Origin of the sequence: Halomonas sp. 3A7M (genome assembly GCF_014897875.1) — a bacterium.
Classification (GTDB): domain Bacteria; phylum Pseudomonadota; class Gammaproteobacteria; order Pseudomonadales; family Halomonadaceae; genus Vreelandella.
Genome location: NZ_JABUZD010000074.1, coordinates 18,320 through 39,428 on the forward strand (window position 1 = coordinate 18,320; position 21,109 = coordinate 39,428).

A 21,109-nucleotide genomic window follows, 5' to 3' on the forward strand; every position below is an offset into this window, starting at 1 on the left:
AAAGTGGGGGCTGCTCGTAGCCTTTCAAGGGGTAAGTGATAAAAAAATGTGGTTTTTTGGCATTCTTCTTCGATGAGCCTTCAGCGCCGCCTTGCTGTTTCATCGCGGCTAATGAATTCACCTTCAATCGGCCCTTCTTGACTGCTTGAGCGTGATGTCTGGGCCTGTTCGTAGCTTGCTTGCTGCTGTTGGTCAGCAGTGCTTTTTAAGCCTAGCCAGGTGAGGGCTTTAAATATTAACTGTCGAGCGTTAGGCAGCAGGCAGGCGATGCCTAGCGCGTCAGAGAGAAAGCCTGGGGCCAAAAGTAGGGCGCCTCCGAAAATCAGAGCGGCCCCGGTAAACAGTTCTTGAGAGGGAATTTCGCCCACTTGCATGCGCTGTCGCGCGCGCGCCAGAGTGGAAACACCCTCTTTGCGAATTAGATGTAGTCCAATGAAACCAGTGCCCAGTACGAGAAGCAGAGTGGTTAATAAACCAATTTGGCTACCGATCGAAAACAGTAGTACAAAATCAACTAACGTAAACAGCGATATAAAAAGAAGAATGGGCATGACAGACTCCATAACAAACGTAATTCGTCAATATGGTGGCAGAATTCGCGAAAACAAGCAGCCAACGTTCGGTTAGCTTGCTTACGTATGTGTTCTAATGCTCGATATTTCGCTCAATAACTTCTATGCTGCGATGCACAATAGCGCCATTTTACGAGGCGAGATAGGTAGCGCTTAGCAAGCAATTTAAAGTATCAGTCTTTATAAGTATCGGCCTAAGGAGAATCAGATGAACCTGACAAATAAAGTGATCGCGATTACCGGGGGAGCCCGCGGTCTGGGCTTTGCTATGGCGGAGCGGCTAGGCAAGCAAGGTGCTCGTTTGGCGCTTTTGGATATGAGTGCAGCAGCATTGGATGAGGCGGTATCAGCGTTAGCGTCTCAAGATATTCAAGCACACGCCTTTGTGACCAATGTGGCTGATGAGCAGTCAGTGCAGCAGGCATTTGCTGACATTGCGGCCCGCATGGGACCGGTAGGCGGTTGTATTAATAATGCAGGGATCACTGACGATGGCTTACTTATCAAAGCAAAAGAAGGGGTAGTTGAAAAACGTATGTCGCTATCTGCTTGGCAGAAGGTGCTTGATGTCAATTTAACCGGCGTTTTTCTGTGCGGCCGGGAAGCGGCAACGCAAATGGTAGAAGCTGGGCACCAGGGCGTTATTGTCAATATTTCAAGTATTTCTCGAGCCGGAAATATGGGGCAAAGTAATTACGCTGCTGCTAAAGCAGGTGTTCATGCGTTGACAGTTACCTGGGGCAAAGAGCTTGCCCGTTACGGCATTCGTACTGGAACCGTAGCACCAGGGTTTGTTGAAACCGACATGACAGCTTCCATGCGCCCCGATATGTTGGAAAGAATCTCCTCCAGTGTGCCTCTTAAGCGGCTGGGTAATCCTGATGACATCGCGAAAAGCGTCGCCTTCATTTTTGAAAATGACTACTTCACGGCGCGAATTATCGAGTGCGACGGTGGGTTGCGGCTTTAAATCACTAAAAATCAGCTGTTGCTATTAGTATTGCTACTAACGGTGACAACTAACTAATAGGCCATTGGCAGAACTGCCAATGGCCTATCGTGCGTTCGCGGTGGGGCACTGATTGCTAGAAGTGGAAGTGATCGCGCTGGAGCTCGCGTTGGAAATACATTTCTACCCGTAATGTCATCGCCCAGCGCGGGTCGTAGCTAACTTCTCGCTGAAAATGCAATTCTGGAATGACATCTGCAAACAGTATTCCTTTATGGATATCTCTGCGGTAGCGGGTTTGCAGGTAGTAGTTTGTCATTCGTGGGCTAGACAGGCTTTCACCAATGGCGATAGCTGAGTAGCGAAGTGCGCTACGGCTGTTTAAGCGCTGGTTTAGCTGCACTACCTCGCTGTACTCAAGCGTGTCCTCTTCCTCACGCCATTGCACGTTGGTGATAAATCGCAGGTGGCGATTGGTGGATAATGGCCGGCCAAGATCCCACTCGGTGCGTGCTGAATAACCTGAGTTGTTAAACCAGGATAGTCGATTAAATGATTCTAGCTGCCAGGGGCTATCCTTTAAGTCCCACAGGCGCTCGCTGGTAAAGCGGACATAGGGATCAAGAGGCAGACGAAGCCGGACGCCAGCGCCAAAGCGGTTGCTCCAGTTCTCACGTTTGTCTCTACTTTCTAACCAATCAAGGCCGAATGTTGATGTTCTGCGATCGCGTTGGTCGTTATAGAGCCGCCCAGAGCCTTGTTCAGCCAGTGTGCCTTGTGATTCTTCTGGATCGCTTTCAATGATTAAGCGCAGGCGGTCTTCTGTCGTAGGAAGATCGATGCGATAACGCACACTAATATCACCGTTAGTGCCTTCGCCTTCCATCCAGTCTATTTCCTGGCCAAGGCGGAGGTAAGATCTGTTATCAGCAGAAGCGGATTGATCACCACCAAAAAAAGAGTCAATGTTTCTTGATGTGTTGTCTACCCAGTTGCCAATGCTTGCTCGAAATGGCTCCACGCGCGCTTCAGCCCACTCGGGTAGGTCGCTGTCGCTATCTTCCTCAGTAGTATAGGTTTCGGCAGAATAGGTTTCAGCAGAATAGGTGTCTGGCGACAGTGCGCAAAATACGCCAAGGAGAAAGACAGCGAGCACTGGTTTCATCGAAGAGATCCTGGAAGCGATAAGGTTGTTAGTTGTTAGCTGCTAACCTAACTCAAAAACAGACTGAGGTCAGCTAATCGGTTTATGCAGGATCGTAAAACAAAAAAATTCGGTTAGCATGAAGCTACCGAATTTTTCGAAGGTAAGAACCTTTAAATTGGTGCGGATGGGGAGACTCGAACTCCCACACCTTACGGCACTAGAACCTAAATCTAGCGTGTCTACCAATTCCACCACATCCGCTGAAGACGAGACGTATATTAACAGCATTCGTATTAATGTCAACGGTGTGTCACTAAAATTGTTAATTAAATCAGTCTGAGGAAAGTATGCTCCTAACGCGGTTAGTACATTGTGCAAGCACTTGGGCCAAAAAGGGACTGCCAGGCTACTGCGCGTTTTGTCTTTCTCCCGGGCAAACCAGTGGCGGTTGGTGCCAGGAGTGCTTTGCACAGTTGCCGTGGAATGCCAATGGCTGCTGGCAGTGTAAAGAGCCTTTGGCTGTTGGAAGCGTTGCATCCGTTCAATCTTTTTGTGGCCACTGCAGAGAGAACCCTCCAGCGTTTACCTCCGCGACGGTGGAGCTTTTATTTGAAGAGCCTATAAGAGCGTTAGTTCATGATTTTAAATTTAATGCGTCGCCCCGTGCCGGCATGTTGCTGGTAGAGCTGATGATGAGTAAATCACCCAGCTGTATGGGAGAAGGTCTCTTGCCTGTACCGATGCATAGCGCCCGGGCGCGGCAGCGTGGTTTTAATCAGTCTCGCTGGTTGGCTGATCAACTAGGCAAGCGGGTCAAACTGCCCGTGTTAACGGCTGAATGTCGTCAACAGCTGCCTTCTCAAAGGACGTTAAGCAGAAAAGAGCGAGCAAAAAATTTAGTAGGTGCCTTTCATATTAATGGTCCACTGCCATCACATCTCACCATCATTGACGACGTTGTTACTACTGGCGCGACCTGCCAAGCACTTGCTGAAGAAGCGCTTCGTGCGGGGGCTAAACGTGTCGATATTTGGGCAGTTGCTCGAACACCTCTGGTGCATAATTGATAGAATGCAGGCTTAATTTGCACAGGAGCGGTATATGCCACACCCGTTTAGTACGCTTTCTCCGGACACTGTTATGTCTGCTGCGGAGTCTGTTGGGATTTGGCCGGCTGGCGAGCCGTTTGCACTTAATAGCTATGAAAATCGAGTGCTGATGTTTCGTGACGATGACGGTGAGCGCTGGGTTGTGAAATTCTATCGTCCTGGTCGTTGGGCAGATGAGATCATTCAGGAAGAGCATGATTTTCTTCAGGAGTTGGCTGCTGCAAATGTGCCCGTTGTTGCGCCATGGCGGGATCAGCATGGCCAATCACTCCATACTTACCAGCAATTTCGCTTCACGCTTTACCCGCAGTGCAGTGGTCAAGCGCCTGAGCTAGACAATCCGTCGCATCTTTTTGCATTAGGTAATGCGTTAGGGCGGTTACATGCAGTGTCATCACGAAAGGCGTTTCAGTACCGTCCAACATTAGAGTGGCAGGGCGATATTGATGATGCTGAGGCCCGTGTTATCGAGAGTAAAAGGCTAAGCAAGCATCAGCAGCGCGCTTATCACAACGTTGTACAGAAAATTCTTCGTCATCTTGAAAAGCACCCCATCGCCAGCGATCAAATGATTCGAACGCATGGTGATTGTCATCTGGGCAATGTTTTAGGAAGAGATGAATCATTTACCTTGGTGGATTTTGACGATTGCCTTATGGCGCCCGCTATCCAAGATGTATGGATGCTGTTACCCGTTGATGATCCATCTGGCTGGCGAGCACAGCTAAGTGAAATTGTTGAAGGCTATGAAGAGGAGCAAACATTTCCGCAACACCAGCTGTCACTGATCGAGCCGTTGCGGGCTTATCGTCTTATCCGATACACCGCGTGGCTTATTTCTCGCTGGGATGATCCAGCGTTTCCTCGTGCGTTTCCATGGCTGGCGGAGAGCGGTTATTGGGATCAGCACATCCGCCAGCTGGAGCAGCAGTTGTTACAGCTTGAAAAGCCTATTTGGCTAGCATAACAATTGCAGCGGGAGTTAATTAAGCATCGCCTCCATTGACGATGAGTGACGTGGTTTTATTCAGGTTGATTGACGGAGCGTGGGTTTTCAGCGCTTGCATCCGGGTCAGGCCGATCTGATGGGATGGGGTTGGCTACGCCTTCTCCATCAGCCTCTCGCCGAGCAGCATTAATTTCCGCTGAAGGGTTATCTTGAGCGTTGATATCGATATTTTCATCCAGTGTTACCACGAATGCTTGGCCTGGCGATAAGGTGCAAGGCGACTCATCACAGGCAAGACCGTACTGACCGTCTTCTGCATACGCACCGGCACTAAATGACCCTGTGAAAATAGCGCTTTCAGCATCGTGTGTTTCAATGCAGGTTGCGTCTTGAGTTGTAATACGAATGCGCCCATTAGTGAACTGTGCATTGGCGACTAAAACGCAGTATTCGGGCAACTGATGCGAGGCGCTGCCAGCTTGGGTGGGATGAAGTAAGATAGCTTCATAACGCGATTGGCTGTCGCTAAAAGCAAACTCTTCGATCACCTCGACACCGACACTAGCACCTTTAGGTAGTGTTAATGTCTGTTCAGCGGCTAACAAGGGGGTTGCCAATGCAGTTCCCAATAGAGCAGTTAAGAAAAATGGTGCAGGTTTGAATGACATAAGGAAATCTCAGATGAGCGCTACGAATTAAGCTGGCTAGTTCGATCCATGATAGCACAGCTTAAATAGTCTCAAAGGGGGGTGCGCGGCACTCTGCCACAGCAGGGTTAGATGCGTTAAAATAACCGGGTGTGGTGTTTCTTATTGTGCAAAAGTTGTTTCGCGTATATTTTTTGTACATGATTGGCGCACGGCTCTCAGCTATTGATCGATAGCAATATTTCGCCGTTGAGTAAACGCTCTAGTAGAGCAGATATTTTTCAATGGCTAGCACGTACAGTTTTGATGAGGCTTCAAATGACCGACGACATTGCTCAACACTACCGCCACATTATCACCGCAATCGGTGAAAACCCTGACCGTGAAGGGCTGCGCGATACACCCAAAAGAGCCGCAAAAGCAATGCAGTTCTTAACTGCTGGCTATCAGCAATCACTTGAGGAGATTGTTAATGGCGCGGTATTTGAGTCGCAAACAGATGAAATGGTCCTTGTAAAAGACATTGAGCTGTACTCCATGTGTGAGCACCACTTGCTACCCTTTATTGGCAAATGTCATATCGCTTATCTGCCTAGCGGAAAAGTACTCGGGCTTTCGAAGTTTGCCCGTATTGTTGATATGTACGCTAGGCGTATGCAAATCCAAGAAAACTTGACGCGTGAAATTGCCGAGGCAGTGCAGCAAGTTACCCAATCAAGAGGTGTCGCTGTGGTGATTGAGGCACGCCATCTTTGCATGATGATGCGCGGTGTGGAAAAGCAAAATTCAAGTATGACATCTTCTGTGATGCTGGGGAGTTTTCGCAGCAATCAAGCCACGCGGCAGGAATTCTTAACGTTAATCAGTTGAAATACTGGCTAAGAATCTTTGGCAGATTTCATTGTAAAGATTTGGTTAAACACGTGGTTTCGTCTTAGCATGAACAGGTCAATGAGCCCGTGAGGCCAATATTTGGTCAGGAGTCTGTCATGGAAGCGCTGAAAGAAACACAGCTGTATTGCCCGTTTGCCTATATCGATGGTAGCTGGGTGGCCGCCGACAGCGGTGAGCAAATTAATGTCTTAAACCCTGCAACCGGTGAGTCCGTGGGCGACATGCCTCGACTAGGTAAAGCTGAGACAGAGCGCGCTATCGATGCAGCGGATGCCGCGTTACCCGCTTGGCGTGCGCTGACAGCTCAAGAACGAGCTGATCTGCTGCTGAAGTGGCATGATCTTATGCTGGAGCATAAACATGATCTCGCCTTGCTCATGACCTACGAGCAAGGCAAGCCAGTAAAAGAGGCAGAGGGCGAAATTGCCTACGCCGCTAGCTTTTTACGTTGGTTTGCTGAAGAAGCGCGCCGTGTTTATGGCGAGACTATTCCCGCCGCTAAAGCGAACCAGCGTATTGTGGTGACAAAACAGCCTGTCGGTGTTGTGGGGGCTATTACTCCCTGGAATTTTCCGGCTGCTATGATCACGCGTAAAGCAGGCGCCGCGTTAGCCGCGGGCTGTACGATTGTCGTTAAGCCTGCAAGCCAAACGCCATTTTCTGCAACGGCTCTGGCCATGTTGGCAGAAAGAGCAGGCATTCCCCGTGGCGTGTTTAATGTAGTGCCTGGCAGCGCTGCGGATATTGCCAGTGCACTTACTCAATCACCCAAAGTGCGCAAAATTACCTTTACGGGTTCTACGGAAGTTGGCCGCAAGCTCATGGCTCAGGCGGCTGAGCACGTGCAAAAAATATCCCTTGAGCTGGGCGGTAATGCGCCCTTTATCGTGTTTGAAGATGCAGACCTTGATGCCGCTGTAGAAGGTGCCATGGCAGCGAAGTTTCGTAATGCTGGTCAAACATGCGTATGCACTAACCGGTTTTTGGTGCAGTCCAGCGTTATTAACGCCTTCTGTGAGAAGTTGGCGGTTGCTATGAATAGTGAGCTGTACGTAGGTAATGGCACCGAGCCCAATATTAACATTGGCCCGTTGATCGACGGTGAGGCGGTCAAAAAGGTCAGTGAGCATGTGCAGGATGCGGTCGATAATGGCGCTGAGCTGCTGCTAGGTGGTCACCCGCACCCACTCGGTGGAAACTTCTTTACGCCGACGCTGATTAGCTTTGCAACAGATAAGATGAAGGTGGCTCACGAAGAAACCTTTGGCCCGCTGGCGGCAGTTTTTCCCTTCGATGAAGAGGAAACTGCTATCGAGATGGCTAATGACACCGAGTATGGTTTAGCCTCCTATTTCTACTCACAAGATCTGGGTCGCGTTTGGCGCGTCGCCGATGCACTTGAGTATGGCATGGTGGGAATTAACACCGGCCTTATTTCTAATGCAGCCGCGCCTTTTGGTGGCGTAAAAGCGTCCGGTCTTGGGCGTGAAGGCGGGCATCAAGGCTTGGAAGAGTTCCTTGAGACAAAATATCTGTGTATTGATCTAGGTTAAGCGCAGGCGCAAGTTCTATAAATAAATAGTGCTATAAATAAGCAGCGCTATCAGCAAACAGGCCCCCATCGGAAAATCCGTTGGGGGCCTGTTTTTATGGCAAGACGAGGCGATTAATGACGGAAGTGGCGCATGCCAGTAAATACCATGGCAATGCCCGCTTCGTTAGCGGCATCAATGACTTCCTGGTCACGCATGGAGCCGCCGGGCTGAATAACGGCAGTAATGCCAGCGGCTGCGGCGGCGTCAATACCATCGCGGAAAGGGAAGAATGCATCTGACGCCATTACCGAGCCGGGCACTGAAAGACCTTCATCCGCCGCTTTAATGCCCGCAATTTTCGCTGAGTAAACGCGGCTCATTTGGCCTGCGCCAACACCCACTGTTTGACCCTCTTTGGCGTATACAATCGCATTCGATTTAACGAATTTAGCGACTCGCCAAGCAAAACCCAGGTCGCGAAGTTCTTGTTCCGTTGGAACGCGTTCGCTAACCACGGTCAGCTCTTCGCGGGTTACCATGCCCTGGTCGCGCTCTTGTACCAACAGTCCGCCGTTAACACGTTTAAAGTCAAACGCAGGCTGTGTTTCGCCAGGCCAGTGGGCGCTGACATCAAGCAGGCGTACATTCTGCTTCTCTGCCACGATAGCAACTGCCTCATCACTCACGCCGGGTGCGATAATAACTTCAACAAACTGGCGATCAATAATTGCCCGAGCGGTTTCGGCATCTAGTGCCACGTTAAACGCAATAATGCCACCAAAAGCGCTGGTCGGATCGGTAGCGAAGGCTTTGTCATATGCTTCAAGTGCAGTAGCGCCAATGGCTACACCGCAAGGGTTGGCATGTTTGACGATGACACAAGCCGTTTCATCAAACGCTTTAACGCACTCAAATGCTGCATCTGTGTCGGCCACGTTATTGAAGGAGAGTGGCTTACCTTGCAGAGTTTTTGCAGTGGCGACGCTCGGTTCGCTTGCTTGGGGATCCACGTAAAAAGCAGCTTGCTGATGCGGGTTTTCGCCGTATCGCATGTCCTGCTTTTTGTCTAATTGCAGGTTGAAAGTGCGAGCAAACGTTGCGTTTTCGCTAGTCACTTTACGGCCTAGGTAATTGGCAATGGCGCCATCATAACCGGCGGTGTGCTCAAATGCTTTCACGGCCAGGTCAAAGCGGGTGGCGGCGCTCACTTGACCGTCTTGCGCAGCCAGCTCTCCCAGTACCCGAGCATAGTCATCAGCATTTACCACGATGGTGGTAAAGGCGTGATTTTTGGCGCATGCACGCACCATGGTCGGTCCGCCGATATCGATATTTTCGATGGCGTCTTCCAGTGTGCAGTCTGGGTTGGCGACAGTGGCGGCAAATGGGTAAAGATTAACAACCACCATGTCGATGGGGGCAATGTCGTTTTCTGCCATCACTGCATCATCCTGACCGCGGCGTGCCAGAATTCCACCATGGATTTTGGGGTGCAGTGTTTTTACACGGCCATCCATGATTTCAGGAAAACCCGTGTGCTCAGAGACTTCTTTAACAGGAACTGAGTTTTCCTGAAGCAGTCGGAAGGTCCCGCCAGTCGACAGAAGTTCTACGCCGTGCTGGCTTAAGCCGCGGGCGAATTCAACAATGCCGGTTTTATCGGATACGCTCAAAAGGGCGCGACGGACGGGGGTAGCAGTACTATCAGCCATTAGAGTGCTCGTGTGCAGAGTCAAGGAGTTAACATCGAAAATTACAAACAACAACGCCCCTTATGGGGCGTCACCTTCAATCAATCCATAGAGCTTAAGTTTTTTGCGCAATGTGCCACGGTTTAAGCCCAATACATCCGCGGCGCGGGTTTGGTTGCCTTCAGTATGTTCCATTACGCAGCTAAGTAGTGGCGCTTCTACTTCGGCCATCACCATCGCGTAGAGATCAGTTGCCTGGCTGCCATCGAGATGCTCGAAGTAACGACGTATCGCCGTTTCAACCGCTTCTCTAAGTGGTTGAGGCGGTGCGCTCGCGGCAGGGTCTGCCAGAGTGCCTGTAAGACGGTGAGAGAGCTCGTTCGAAAGCAGGTCGCGTTCAGTCATGCAGCATGGCTTCCTTTAGCTAGCAGACGCTCTGCAGCGTCTTGCGTCATGGCATCATTAATCCAATCAAGTTGCGATGCTGGGGTGGCAAGCGCATTAAATTGCTGCTTCAGCAGATAATACTGTTTGTCGTTGAAGCGCGGGTCTTCATTCAAGTACCAACCAAGGTGTTTGCGTGCTATACGAACACCCATTGTATCGCCGTAAAACGTGTGCAGAGCTTGTAAGTGTTCATTGAGAACGTCGCGGCGCTCATCAAGAGTCGCGGGTGTTAGCAGCTCACCATGGGCAAGGTAGTGGGTAATCTGCTCGAATATCCATGGGTTACCTTGCGCTCCGCGGCCAATCATTACTGCATCTGCACCTGTATATGACAAGACCTCTTTGGCCTTTTGAGGGCTGGTAATATCCCCATTGGCGATTACCGGTATCGTCAGGTGCGACTTAATTTCAGCGATAGTGTCGTACTCAGCCCATCCAGTATAGCGCTGCTCTCGATGACGTCCATGTACTGCTAAGGCTTGGATGCCTGCGGATTCCGCGAGTTTAGCAATGCGTAGGCCATTGTTAGCTTCAGCAGACCAGCCTGTGCGGATTTTTAAGGTAACTGGAATATCAACAGCCTTAACAACGGCGTCCAGAATCTCGGCTACAAGCGCTTCATCACGCATTAAGGCAGAGCCAGCCGCCTTATTGCAGACCTTTTTAGCCGGGCATCCCATGTTGATATCAATCACCTGGGCGCCTAGTTCGGCGTTAAGGCGCGCAGCATTGGCCAGCATTTCAGCATCCCCCCCGGCAATTTGTACAACCCGTGGGTCAGGCTCGCCTTGGTGATCCATACGTAGCTTGGACTTTCGGGTATGCCAAAGAGAAGGGTCAGCTGTCACCATTTCGCCGACCACCCATCCCGCACCTAAACGCCTACAAAGTTGGCGAAACGGGCGGTCGGTAACGCCAGCCATCGGCGCCAAGATAACTTGGTTGGGTAACTGGTAAGGCCCTATCATTGGTGGCTGAAAGTTTTGTGTGGTCATTGTGCTGCGCTGTTGATACAGATAATAATCGCCGAGTAGGCGTTTCAAGGGGGCGTATGATACGCCTACTCGGCGATGGGGTGAAGGCCGTTGGCTAGATTAAACAGCGCGGTGGCCTGATAGGCGAACCCACCCTTCGCGAATTGTGGGCTCTTCCATTGTCAAGCCCTGGGCTTCGTAGGCTTGCAAGACCTCATCCGCTTGGTTAGCTAAAATGCCAGACAGTGCTATTTGTCCGCCGGGCGCGACATGACCTGCAATCATTGGGGCTAACTCAACTAATGGTCCCGCTAGAATATTAGCCGTGACGACGGGGTAGTGGCCGTCGTTCAGTTGTTCTGGATAGTAAAGCGACAATTGTGCGTCGCTAATCTGATTGCGCGCCGCATTGTCTCGGCTTGCCTGAAGTGCCTGTGGATCTATATCAGTGGCGTCCGCATGGATAGCACCGAGCTTTAGTGCGGCAATGGCAAGAATGCCGGAGCCGCAGCCCACATCCAGAACGGTTTTATCTTCCAGTTCGCCACTAACTGCTAGGCTATCCAACCACTCCAGGCAAAGCGCTGTCGTGGGATGGGTGCCAGTGCCAAATGCAAGGCCTGGGTCAAGAATGAGATTGACAGCATTGGCTTCTGGTGGCTCATGCCAGCTCGGCACAATCCATAGCCGTTGGCCCATTCGCAACGGCGTAAAGTCATCCATCCACTCTCTTTCCCAGTCTCTGTCGGCTAATAGTTCATACTCAATCGTTGGGCAGGGTTCGCCGGGGACTTGCTCAGACCAAGCGGCCTGAATACGCTCAAGCATGGCTTCAACGCCACCTAAGTCGTCATATAGGCCGGTCAGAATTGTATCTTGCCAAAGCGGGGTAGTGCCTCGCTCAGGTTCGAAGACGGGATCATCGTGGGCGTCTTGTAGGCCAATGGCCGTTGCGCCTTCTTCTAACAGCAGATCTTCGAGTAGTTCGGCTTGTTCTGGAGCAACATGGGCTTTGAGTTGGAGCCAGGGCATCAGTAATCTCCACTGCGTACGTGCATTCACGCAAAGGTAAAACAATAACGGGGTGGCTATGGCCACCCCGTTGAGCATTATCAGCTATCTATATCGCTTTTGCAGATATTAGCTACTGAGTTTCTTTTCAAGATAGTGAATATTGACGCCGCCTTGGCGGAAATAACTATCTCTCACCAAATCTTTTTGCAGGTCAATATTGGTCTTGATCCCCTCAACCAGTAGCTCATCTAGGGCGTTGCGCATACGCGTTAGGGCAATCTCGCGATCAGCTCCCCAGGTGATTAGCTTGCCAATCAGTGAATCATAATGAGGCGGTACGGTGTAGCCAGTGTACAGATGAGAGTCCATACGCACGCCAAGGCCACCGGGGGCATGGAACAGAGTGACTTTGCCTGGGGAGGGCATAAACGTACGCGAGTCTTCTGCATTAATCCTGCACTCAAAGGCATGGCCATTGATCTTTACGTCTTCTTGGCGAATCGAAAGTGGCAGGCCGGAGGCAATGCGCAACTGTTCCTTAACGATATCTACGCCTGTGACCATCTCGGTGACAGGGTGCTCTACCTGTACACGGGTATTCATTTCAATAAAGAAGAAATCACCGTCTTCGTATAGGAACTCGAAGGTGCCCGCGCCACGATAGTTAATTTCGAGACACGCTTGGCGACATGCTTCGAGCACCTTTGCACGCGCTTCCGGGTTGATGCCAGGAGCAGGCGCTTCTTCCAGAACCTTTTGGTGGCGACGCTGTAAAGAGCAGTCGCGATCATAAAGGTGGATAGCATTGCCTTGCCCGTCAGCCAGCACCTGAACTTCAACATGGCGGGGTTTCTCAAGGAATTTTTCCATGTAAACCGTGCCATCGCCAAATGCCGAGTGCGCCTCAGTGCGGGTGACAGTAATGGCTGAAAGCAGATGGCCTTCGGTGTGTACCACCCGCATACCGCGGCCACCACCGCCGGCAGCCGCTTTGATAATTACCGGATAGCCAATGCGGCGTGCTGTGGCTAGGTTGGTAGCATCATCATCACCTAGCGGGCCGTCTGAGCCAGGCACGGTAGGAACACCTGCGGCCTTCATTGCTTCAATGGCGCTAACTTTATCACCCATTAGGCGGATAGTTTCCGCGCGCGGGCCAATAAAGGTAAAGCCAGAGCGCTCAACCTGCTCAGCAAAGTTGGCGTTTTCCGAGAGAAAGCCATAGCCAGGATGAATGGCGCTTGAATCCGTCACTTCAGCAGCGCTTATTAATGCAGGAATATTCAAGTACGACTGCGCTGAGGAGGCGGGGCCGATGCATACCGCTTCGTCGGCCAAGCGAACATGCATCAATTCACGGTCAGCTTTGGAGTGAACCGCAACGGTTTTAATGCCTAGCTCTTTACAGGCCCGGAGAATACGAAGGGCAATCTCGCCGCGGTTTGCGATAAGTACCTTGTCCAGCATGGGAGAATCCACCCGTGTTGTTGTGAAAGATTAAGCGATGACGATCATAGGTTGATCGAATTCCACCGGCTCTCCGTCTTCCACTAGGATGGCCTCGACGACGCCGTCGCGATCGGCTTCAATTTGATTCATCATTTTCATTGCTTCAACGATACATACCGTATCGCCTTGCTTAACCGTATCGCCAACTTCCACAAACGATTTGGCGCCGGGTGCTGGGCTACGGTAGAACGTGCCAACCATGGGTGAGTTAACCGCTTCACCTTGATAGCTTACGCCTTGGGGCTCTGCCTCAGCAGCCGGAGCGCTGGGTTGAGCTGGCGCCTGCTGCATAGGCGGCATTTGAGCGTACTGTGGCATCGGCTGAGGCTGCCACGTTGCACCATTCGGATGGCGGCTGATGCGGACGGACTCTTCGCCTTCCTGAATTTCGATTTCGCTAATGTTTGATTCTTCGAGGAGTTCAATCAGTTTTTTAACTTTACGAATATCCATACCTGTTGCCCCAAAAGTGATGAAAGTTAATCGCAATGCAGTTGAGTATCGTATCGCCAGCTGCATTGAGCGCTGTCACAGCGCAGTAAACCTTGTTTGAAAATGAACAGAACGCTGCACGATCTTGAACGTTACCCGGTGCTAAGTCCTAAAACATGAAGATTTTAGCTGATATGGCTGCGAAGTTTGCCGAAAAAGTACGGGCATGTCTAGTGAAGGCCGACATAAGCTCGTTGCTGGTTATTTAAACAACCGTTTGACGACGTTCGCGACACAAGGTGGTCATAGGCTTCAGCTCAGCCTTGTTGCCAGCGCCGTAACGCTTCCAGGTGCTGTACCAGCTGGGTAGCCGTTATTTCACCTTGAATGCGTGCATCTCGCACTTCTTCGCCCTGGCTAAAAAAAAGCAGACTTGGTGGGCCAAATAAGTTAAAGCGGTTTAGCAGTTCCCGACTTTGCGCATCCGTATTGGTGACATCGACCTCAATCAGGCGAAAATCGTTCAATGCAGCGACCACATTGGGGTCTGGAAAAACATCGCGCTCCATTAGCTTGCAGGAGATACACCAGTCAGCAGTGAAATTAACAAAGGCAGGCTGTTGGGCACTCGCGGCTTCAGAGAGTGCGGTTTCAAGTGCACTCAGTTCATCAACTTGCTGAAAAGCAAGCGTTGCTTGCGGCGTGCCGCTGTCCGTTGAGGCGCTGGATACCGTTAAGGGGCGCAATGGGTTGCTGCCGCCTTGGGCTGCGCCAATGACAAGAGCAATGCCCCATGCCAGTAACATCAGTCCTATTGTTTGTCGTGCTTTAGGCCAGCCTTGTGGCTGATTCATATTTAAGGCGCCCAACATGAGTGCGCTACCTATGGCCAGCGCTGCCCAGAGCAAAAGCGCCAGCGAAGGCGGCACTAATCGCTCAACCATCCAAATGGCAACGCCCAGTAACAGCAATCCGAAAGCAATTTTAACGCCGTTCATCCAAGCGCCTGAGCGCGGTAGCAGCGTTGCCCCAAAGGTGCCCACTAATAGCAGTGGCACGCCCATGCCTAGGCCCAGTGCAAATAAAACAGCTCCGCCCATGGCAGCATTTCCGGTCGAGGAAATAAACACCAACGCACCGGCAAGTGGGGCTGTTACACAGGGGGAAACCACTAATACCGATAGTGCGCCTGCCAGGGCTAGGCCTGCAGGGCCGCTTTGCTGTGCACGTGCTTGCCAACCGTCAATTTTAGCGGCCAGCCGCGGTGAAACTCTTAAGTTAAACGCCCCGAACATGGCTAAGGCAAATAGCGTAAATAGAACAGCAAAGGTAACTAGCACCGGCGCTGATTGCAGGTGGGCCTGAAGGTTTAAGCCCGCGCCAAACAGGCCCATTAGCACACCGACTAACGCGTAGGTGGACGCCATGCCCAAAACATAGCTGGCTGAGAGTACAAACGCTCGGGGCCGAGTTGGTTTTTGTCCTACGATAATGGAAGACAAAATAGGCACCATCGGTAGGACGCAGGGCGTGAAAGTAAGGCCCAGTCCGGCGATAAAAAATAACCCTAAGGCAAGAGGGAGGCTGGCGCTGTTGAGCAATGCGCTAAAGCGGCTATCTTCGCTTTGTGGGGCTGAGAATTCAGCGCTGCTATTGGTGCCCGCGGTTTGACTAATTTGCTGGTCGTCGCTGCCTTCAGCGCCTGGCAGTGCTTGATCTGCAGCGTCCCAGTCAGCAAAGGCCGTGGGGGGAGATGACTCTGAGGCGTCAAGCGATACGGTTTCCGGCGGGTAGCAAAGGCCTGCGTCGGCACAGCCTTGGAACGTCAGTTCAATATCGATCGGGCCGCTATAGGGCGGGGAAAATGGCGTTTCAAAGACTAATATGTCACGAAAAACATACACATCGCCCATGAATTCATCAGTTGTGAATGTTCCTTGCGGAAGTAGCGGCTCATCAAGGGATACAGCGTCCGTTGTGCTGCTAACGCTAAATTGGTGGCGATATAAATAATAGTCGTCCGCAATATCGATACCAATATAAATGGCGCTGCCGTCATGCCAAGCGGTAGGCTGAAAGGCTTCTAGGACAGGTAAAAAATCGCTTTGATTACTGGAAGAGGAAAACCACTGAGCATGGGCTAGCAGGGGAAGCCAGCAGAGTAACAGTAACAGACTTAAACGCTTAAAAGACAACACGAAGTATCCTTACGCAGACGTATCAGGGAAATTTTGAAATAGCATATCCTACCTTGTGATGTCAGCGTAGATGCTGCGGTGACGTGACGCGCTTCTTCATACTCCGTTAATGTTGAATCTCAGGTCTCGGAATTAAACGGCAGATAATAGAAAAGGCTGCCACATGGGCAGCCTTTAAGAGGAAGCGCGGTCTGGCGTTATCGCTCAACCCGATAGGTTAAGCTTTTTGGTAAGCCGCGACTGATTTTTCAATCGCTTTGCGTGCCGCTTCAACACCTTCCCAAGACTCTACTTTCACCCACTTACCTTTTTCGAGGTCTTTATAGTTCTCGAAAAAGTGAGCGATTTGCTGACGTAGCAGTTCAGGAAGATCAGTCACTTCTTGAACATCATCATACAGAGTGCTCAGCTTGGGGTGCGGGACGCAGACCAATTTTGCATCTTCGCCTGCTTCGTCGGTCATATTCAAAATGCCAACAGGGCGAGCGCGAATGATGCTACCCGGAGCCACGGGGTGGGGGGTAACTACCAAGGCATCCAGCGGGTCGCCATCATCGGCCAGGGTGTGGGGAATAAAGCCGTAGTTAGCCGGATAGAACATGGGGGTTGCCATGAAGCGGTCAACCAGCAGGGCACCCATATCTTTATCGATTTCATACTTAATCGGCGCGTGATTAGCGGGAATTTCAATCGCCACGTAAATATCGTTGGGCAGATCCTTTCCAGCGGGGATGTTATCGAAGTTCATCGTTTATTCCTTGGCTTGGCTTATGTAGTGCGAAGGCTAAGCAGTTGATGCATTGCATTAATGGCGGAGAATTATACGAAGTTGGCTAGTGGATTACCAATGCGACATAGGTGTGTGCCGCTAACAATGACGATGAATCCAAAAATAAGCGTCGTTTTTCGCCATCACGACGTTTGGCGGGCATCGCTTCCCTTGATCAGCGTGTATCATAACCGCTGTGTGGTTCCCATGAAGAGCCTAAAGCCTAGGAGGATGAGTTGGCGCACGCCCAGTTACTAATTAGTTATGGCCAAGCCTTTGTGGCCCCTGATCGGCGTCTACACCGTAGCTCTATGTCGGTGCGGTTGCCTGATGCGCAGCTGTTGAAAGTAAAAGGGGGTTGCGCAGTTATTAGTGACTCGATTTCTCGTAACACCTTGGCTAAACAGGCAGGTGATTTAAGTGTTCGCGGTTTTTTGGCTGACTATTACTCGACGCCTGACCACTGGGACACGAAAACGTCGGCAACCCGGGTGCTTCGTGCTCTCAATGGGTGGTGCTACAGCCAAAGCAAGCATGTTAAAGAAGGAAGTTTCGTATCTTCGCTATCCGCGATGGTCTTTCGCGAGCGTGAAGCGCACCTATTTCATATGGGGGATACGTTAGTTTTTCGATTGCGAGGCGCTGAGTTCGAGCAGCTAACCCGCGACCATGTGACCGATATTGGCGGCTATCGTTACCCCTCACGTGCTTTGGGGATGGATGGAAGCGTCGATATCGACTATACCCATCTACCGCTTAAACAGGGCGACTTTTTTGTTTTTACTACTCAGGGCGTCCGTGGCACCTTAATGCCATCTGATTACGTTCGTCTGATCCGCCAAAATGCCAGTGATCTAGACGCCGCCTGTGAGTGCCTAGCGAGCGAAGCAAAGCAGCGTGCCCAAGATAGGGGGTATGGAGGTGATCAATTTTGCTTCCAACTGCTGCGTATCGATGAGCTGCCGGAAGAGTCTGAAGATCACCCAGGGCTTATTTATGGTGACCTGCCTATTCCCCCCGAGCTGACGCCAGGAGAGCGGTTTGATGGGCTTGAGGTGCTGTCGGTGCTGTCACGTAATGCGCAATCAAGAGTTTATCGCGTCCGTGATGTGCATTCAGAGCGTGAAATGGTGATGAAAGCACCCAGCCCAGAACTCTCTTTGCGTAACGCTTATCTGGAACATTTTTTACTGCAGCAATGGGTGGTAGAGCGTGTAAATTCGCCCTTTGTCGTTAAAGTAATGCAGTCGTCACGACCACGCCGTTACCTTTATTACTTAATGCAGCACGTTGAAGGTGAAACGCTCCGCCAGTGGGCAGAAAGGCACCCACAAGCGAGTTTGGTGCAGCGTCTGGATATCGCCAATCAACTGGGTAAAGCGGTTCAAGCGTTGCATCATCGCGATATCATTCATCAGCAAATTACCCCTGATAATGTGCTGATCGACCCCCACGGCAAACTCGTGTTAGCAGATTTCAGTGCCTGCCACATGCGCGAGGTGGATGGCCATCGCCACTCGGGCGAGCTACTCCGCCAAATTGGTTTTAATGAACACACGGCCCCTGAGTACGCACTAGGTGATAGCGTAGGTCGGCGCAGTGACCAGTATTCATTGGCATCAACGGTCTATTGGTTGCTGACAGGGGCATTGCCCTATACGTTGACGCCTAATCGACTGCGCAGCCACACCGATCTTGAAGAGCTCAGCTACCGTAGTGCCCGAACAACCAATCCAGAAATATCGACTGAGCTTGATGATGCGTTACGTCGGGCTCTAGATCCTCAGCGTGCACTACGTTTTAGACGGCTCTCCGAATTTCTGCATGCCTTAAGAGTCCCGTTGGGGCGCGTGCCCAGCCGTGAGGAGCCTCGCCAAGAGTCACGGCGTTTTTGGCAGGGGGTGGCGGGTATTCTGCTGCTCTTATTGGTGCTTTCCTGGTTATTGCGCTAAAAGCGTAACGTTGCTCACTTAATAAACGCTAACCATAAAAAACGGGGCGATGAATGCTTTCATCGCCCCGTTTTTATAACACGCTAACTATTTACAGCGTGAACTTAGGCAGTTTCTGTTCCACTTTTGCGAGCTTTAGCTTAGCTACTTTAGGCAGACCGTTTTCAAACGGAGGGAAATCCTCGCCCTGGATGAGCGGAGAGAGATACGCTCGGCAAGCGGGGGTAATCGCAAAACCGTTTTCGCTAATAAAATCCCGTGGCATGAATTTTTCTTGGTTAGCCACTTGGGACAGTGGCGCCGAGATAACATCCCACTGATAGGGATCCTGTGAAATACGGCGTATGGCGGGCATCATGGCATTTTTGCCTGCAAGTGCTAATGTTACCGCCTCGCGGCCCACTGCATAGGCTTGTTCAACGTCGGTTTTAGAGGCCAAGTGGCGCGCCGCGCGCTGTAAATAATCAGCAACTGCCCAGTGGTACTTGTAACCCAGGTCTTGCTTCACCATTCCAGCCAGCGTTGGTGCTACGCCGCCTAACTGGCGGTGACCAAAGGCATCGGTATTGCCCGCATCGGCAAGGAAAGTGCCATCTTCGTAGCGTGCGCCTTCAGAGACAACGATGACGCAATAACCGTACTTCTGAACGCACTCTTCAACGCGCGCCATGACCGCTTTACGGTCAAACGATACTTCAGGAAAGATAATTAGGTGAGGCGGCTCGCCTTCGCCTTCTCCTGCTAAGCCGCCCGCTGCTGCAATCCAGCCAGCATGGCGACCCATCACTTCAAGGACGAATACCTTAGTGGATGTGGCGCACATAGACGCGATATCCAGCGATGCTTCACGGGTAGAGGTGGCAATATATTTGGCAACGCTACCAAACCCGGGGCTGTTGTCGGTAATAGGCAGATCGTTATCAACGGTTTTCGGCACATGAATCGCGGTTAGCGGGTAGCCGAGTTTTTCAGACAGTTGGGACACTTTAAGGCAGGTGTCTGCGCTATCACCGCCGCCATTGTAGAAGAAGTAGCGAATATCGTGGGCTTTGAAAACTTCGATTAAGCGTTCGTATTGAGCACGGTGGGTATCAATATCTTTCAGCTTGTAGCGGCAGGAACCAAAGGCACCGCCAGGCGTATGGCGTAAGGCAGCAATCGATTCATCGCTCTCTTGAGTCACATCGATGAGGTCTTCCGTTAAGGCACCGATAATGCCGTTATGACCGGCATATACCTTGCCAATCTGGTCGGGCGCTTGTCTGCAAGCTTCGATAACGCCGCAGGCGCTGGCATTGATGACGGCGGTAACGCCACCGGACTGGGCGTAAAAGGCATTATGCTGGGCCATGGAAACGTCTCATCTCCTGAAAACGGGTAGTTAAAACAGTATTCAAGCAAGGGGTAATGACGCCCCTTTGCTTGTTTTCATAATCGTGCATTAAGCAGCGCGCACTAATGGCACGCTTACCACTAATGACACGCTTACGTAGAAAGATCGTGCAAACGCGTGGCCTGCAGCCGCGAAGTTTAGCGCAAAGCCACTGTGGGTGCATCTTGGAGGCTCATTACTCGCTGTCGTCCAGTTCTTGTTCCTGCTGAGCCAGCCGCCATCCGCCTAAGTCTTTATAGCGGTTGACCATCGCACAAAAGAGCTCTGCTGTGCGTTCGGTATCGTAGCGGGCCGAGTGGGCGGACTTGTTATCAAACTCGATACCTGCCGCGCGGCATGCACGAGCAAGCACTGTTTGACCATATACAAAGCCTGCCAGGGTTGCTGTGTCAAAGCTGGAAAAAGGGTGAAACGGATTCCGTTTTACGCTGCAGCGGTTCGCCGCCGCATTTAGGAAGCCATGATCAAAGGCAGCATTATGACCAACCAGTATTGCCCGTGAGCACCCATGTGCCTTGATTGATTTGCGGATAGGGCGAAAAATTTCACCTAGCGCTTCAGATTCGCTTAGCGCCACTTGGCGACGCAGTGGGTCATCTAGATTAATGCCTGTGAAATCAAGGGCGGATTGCTCAACGTTCGCGCCTTCAAACGGATGAATGTGATACGCGTAAGTGGCGTCGGGTAATAAATTACCGTCAGGGTCCATGGTAAGCGTCACGGCAGCAATTTCGAGTACTGCGTCACTTTGGGCGTTAAACCCACCCGTTTCTAAATCAATGACAACCGGCAGATAACTGCGAAAACGTTGGGCCATCAATTCGCGGGCAAATGCCTCGCTCATGCAGCTCTCCTTAGTAAAGCGAGTAAGTAGTTAGAATAAGCGGTTAAAGCAACCCCTTTGTTGGCTATGATTCTAGCAGCTTTA

General features: G+C 51.2%; 19 protein-coding genes and 1 tRNA gene. 6 read left to right on the forward strand and 14 right to left on the reverse strand.

Features of this window, described 5'->3' with window-relative positions; genetic code table 11:
- Positions 1 to 80: 80 nt before the first annotated feature.
- Complete coding sequence (locus INT19_RS06480) at positions 81 to 551, reverse strand: FxsA family protein (protein ID WP_038484793.1); 471 nt, start codon at positions 549 to 551, stop codon at positions 81 to 83.
- Positions 552 to 780: 229 nt separating this feature from the next.
- Between INT19_RS06480 and INT19_RS06485 the strand changes: the two genes are divergently transcribed.
- Positions 781 to 1,542: an SDR family oxidoreductase gene (locus INT19_RS06485; RefSeq protein WP_038484790.1), complete on the forward strand. Its 762-nt coding sequence runs from the start codon at positions 781 to 783 to the stop codon at positions 1,540 to 1,542.
- A 115-nt stretch (positions 1,543 to 1,657) separates the two neighbouring features.
- On the opposite strand, the gene INT19_RS06490 is transcribed toward INT19_RS06485, so the two are convergent.
- Positions 1,658 to 2,686, reverse strand: coding sequence for a hypothetical protein (locus tag INT19_RS06490; RefSeq protein WP_193060174.1), 1,029 nt, complete (start codon positions 2,684 to 2,686; stop codon positions 1,658 to 1,660).
- A gap of 158 nt (positions 2,687 to 2,844) precedes the next feature.
- A tRNA-Leu gene (locus tag INT19_RS06495) sits at positions 2,845 to 2,929 on the reverse strand.
- Between the two features lie 431 nt (positions 2,930 to 3,360).
- Here INT19_RS06495 and INT19_RS19400 point away from each other — a divergent pair.
- On the forward strand, positions 3,361 to 3,735 hold the full coding sequence (locus tag INT19_RS19400; protein WP_226912781.1) for a ComF family protein: 375 nt from the start codon (positions 3,361 to 3,363) through the stop codon (positions 3,733 to 3,735).
- 34 nt (positions 3,736 to 3,769) lie between these two features.
- Positions 3,770 to 4,744 (forward strand): serine/threonine protein kinase, encoded by a 975-nt coding sequence (locus INT19_RS06505; RefSeq protein WP_193060176.1) that lies wholly within the window; start codon positions 3,770 to 3,772, stop codon positions 4,742 to 4,744.
- Positions 4,745 to 4,800: 56 nt separating this feature from the next.
- On the opposite strand, the gene INT19_RS06510 is transcribed toward INT19_RS06505, so the two are convergent.
- On the reverse strand, positions 4,801 to 5,394 hold the full coding sequence (locus tag INT19_RS06510; RefSeq protein WP_193060177.1) for a hypothetical protein: 594 nt from the start codon (positions 5,392 to 5,394) through the stop codon (positions 4,801 to 4,803).
- A 297-nt stretch (positions 5,395 to 5,691) separates the two neighbouring features.
- Between INT19_RS06510 and folE the strand changes: the two genes are divergently transcribed.
- Positions 5,692 to 6,243, forward strand: a complete 552-nt coding sequence (gene folE / locus INT19_RS06515) for a GTP cyclohydrolase I FolE (RefSeq protein WP_125748245.1) — start codon at positions 5,692 to 5,694, stop codon at positions 6,241 to 6,243.
- A 119-nt stretch (positions 6,244 to 6,362) separates the two neighbouring features.
- Positions 6,363 to 7,820, forward strand: a complete 1,458-nt coding sequence (locus INT19_RS06520; RefSeq protein WP_193060178.1) for an NAD-dependent succinate-semialdehyde dehydrogenase — start codon at positions 6,363 to 6,365, stop codon at positions 7,818 to 7,820.
- Positions 7,821 to 7,933: 113 nt separating this feature from the next.
- Here the strand turns inward: INT19_RS06520 and purH are convergent, their stop codons facing one another.
- From purH to ppa, 8 genes are all read right to left on the reverse strand, one after another.
- Positions 7,934 to 9,514, reverse strand: a complete 1,581-nt coding sequence (gene purH, locus INT19_RS06525; RefSeq protein WP_193060179.1) for a bifunctional phosphoribosylaminoimidazolecarboxamide formyltransferase/IMP cyclohydrolase — start codon at positions 9,512 to 9,514, stop codon at positions 7,934 to 7,936.
- 60 nt (positions 9,515 to 9,574) lie between these two features.
- Positions 9,575 to 9,898, reverse strand: a complete 324-nt coding sequence (gene fis / locus INT19_RS06530; RefSeq protein ID WP_125748236.1) for a DNA-binding transcriptional regulator Fis — start codon at positions 9,896 to 9,898, stop codon at positions 9,575 to 9,577.
- Positions 9,895 to 10,935: a tRNA dihydrouridine synthase DusB gene (dusB, locus tag INT19_RS06535; protein WP_146943574.1), complete on the reverse strand. Its 1,041-nt coding sequence runs from the start codon at positions 10,933 to 10,935 to the stop codon at positions 9,895 to 9,897. The genes fis and dusB overlap by 4 nt, the downstream gene beginning before the upstream one ends.
- 99 nt (positions 10,936 to 11,034) lie before the next feature.
- A complete protein-coding gene (prmA, locus tag INT19_RS06540) occupies positions 11,035 to 11,946 on the reverse strand; it encodes a 50S ribosomal protein L11 methyltransferase (RefSeq protein ID WP_125748230.1) in 912 nt (303 codons plus the stop codon).
- Between the two features lie 108 nt (positions 11,947 to 12,054).
- A complete protein-coding gene (gene accC / locus INT19_RS06545) occupies positions 12,055 to 13,395 on the reverse strand; it encodes an acetyl-CoA carboxylase biotin carboxylase subunit (protein ID WP_125748228.1) in 1,341 nt (446 codons plus the stop codon).
- Positions 13,396 to 13,425: 30 nt separating this feature from the next.
- Complete coding sequence (gene accB, locus INT19_RS06550; protein WP_089038468.1) at positions 13,426 to 13,890, reverse strand: acetyl-CoA carboxylase biotin carboxyl carrier protein; 465 nt, start codon at positions 13,888 to 13,890, stop codon at positions 13,426 to 13,428.
- A gap of 296 nt (positions 13,891 to 14,186) precedes the next feature.
- Positions 14,187 to 16,067, reverse strand: a complete 1,881-nt coding sequence (dsbD, locus tag INT19_RS06555) for a protein-disulfide reductase DsbD (protein ID WP_193060180.1) — start codon at positions 16,065 to 16,067, stop codon at positions 14,187 to 14,189.
- A gap of 217 nt (positions 16,068 to 16,284) precedes the next feature.
- Positions 16,285 to 16,815: an inorganic diphosphatase gene (gene ppa, locus INT19_RS06560; RefSeq protein WP_009724723.1), complete on the reverse strand. Its 531-nt coding sequence runs from the start codon at positions 16,813 to 16,815 to the stop codon at positions 16,285 to 16,287.
- Positions 16,816 to 17,072: 257 nt separating this feature from the next.
- On the opposite strand from ppa, the gene INT19_RS06565 reads away from it, so the two are divergent.
- On the forward strand, positions 17,073 to 18,788 hold the full coding sequence (locus INT19_RS06565; protein ID WP_038484747.1) for a bifunctional protein-serine/threonine kinase/phosphatase: 1,716 nt from the start codon (positions 17,073 to 17,075) through the stop codon (positions 18,786 to 18,788).
- A 91-nt stretch (positions 18,789 to 18,879) separates the two neighbouring features.
- On the opposite strand, the gene INT19_RS06570 is transcribed toward INT19_RS06565, so the two are convergent.
- Both INT19_RS06570 and rnt read right to left on the reverse strand, forming a co-directional pair.
- Positions 18,880 to 20,139 carry a 6-phosphofructokinase gene (locus tag INT19_RS06570; RefSeq protein WP_089038466.1) on the reverse strand — a complete coding sequence of 420 codons (1,260 nt, stop codon included), beginning with the start codon at positions 20,137 to 20,139 and terminating at the stop codon, positions 18,880 to 18,882.
- A gap of 217 nt (positions 20,140 to 20,356) precedes the next feature.
- The gene (gene rnt / locus INT19_RS06575) at positions 20,357 to 21,025 is read right to left on the reverse strand and encodes a ribonuclease T (protein WP_038484741.1); all 669 of its coding nucleotides are present in this window, start codon (positions 21,023 to 21,025) and stop codon (positions 20,357 to 20,359) included.
- Positions 21,026 to 21,109: the final 84 nt, after the last annotated feature.

Coding starts and splice junctions, on each gene's coding strand:
- accB (WP_089038468.1), bottom strand. CDS start 13,890: ATGGATATTCGTAAAGTTAAAAAACTGATTGAACTCCTCGAAGAATCA.
- INT19_RS06505 (WP_193060176.1), top strand. CDS start 3,770: ATGCCACACCCGTTTAGTACGCTTTCTCCGGACACTGTTATGTCTGCT.
- INT19_RS06510 (WP_193060177.1), bottom strand. CDS start 5,394: ATGTCATTCAAACCTGCACCATTTTTCTTAACTGCTCTATTGGGAACT.
- accC (WP_125748228.1), bottom strand. CDS start 13,395: ATGCTGGACAAGGTACTTATCGCAAACCGCGGCGAGATTGCCCTTCGT.
- prmA (WP_125748230.1), bottom strand. CDS start 11,946: ATGCCCTGGCTCCAACTCAAAGCCCATGTTGCTCCAGAACAAGCCGAA.
- INT19_RS06485 (WP_038484790.1), top strand. CDS start 781: ATGAACCTGACAAATAAAGTGATCGCGATTACCGGGGGAGCCCGCGGT.
- INT19_RS19400 (WP_226912781.1), top strand. CDS start 3,361: ATGAGTAAATCACCCAGCTGTATGGGAGAAGGTCTCTTGCCTGTACCG.
- INT19_RS06570 (WP_089038466.1), bottom strand. CDS start 20,139: ATGGCCCAGCATAATGCCTTTTACGCCCAGTCCGGTGGCGTTACCGCC.
- purH (WP_193060179.1), bottom strand. CDS start 9,514: ATGGCTGATAGTACTGCTACCCCCGTCCGTCGCGCCCTTTTGAGCGTA.
- ppa (WP_009724723.1), bottom strand. CDS start 16,815: ATGAACTTCGATAACATCCCCGCTGGAAAGGATCTGCCCAACGATATT.
- dusB (WP_146943574.1), bottom strand. CDS start 10,935: ATGACCACACAAAACTTTCAGCCACCAATGATAGGGCCTTACCAGTTA.
- INT19_RS06520 (WP_193060178.1), top strand. CDS start 6,363: ATGGAAGCGCTGAAAGAAACACAGCTGTATTGCCCGTTTGCCTATATC.
- fis (WP_125748236.1), bottom strand. CDS start 9,898: ATGACTGAACGCGACCTGCTTTCGAACGAGCTCTCTCACCGTCTTACA.
- INT19_RS06490 (WP_193060174.1), bottom strand. CDS start 2,686: ATGAAACCAGTGCTCGCTGTCTTTCTCCTTGGCGTATTTTGCGCACTG.
- folE (WP_125748245.1), top strand. CDS start 5,692: ATGACCGACGACATTGCTCAACACTACCGCCACATTATCACCGCAATC.
- INT19_RS06480 (WP_038484793.1), bottom strand. CDS start 551: ATGCCCATTCTTCTTTTTATATCGCTGTTTACGTTAGTTGATTTTGTA.
- rnt (WP_038484741.1), bottom strand. CDS start 21,025: ATGAGCGAGGCATTTGCCCGCGAATTGATGGCCCAACGTTTTCGCAGT.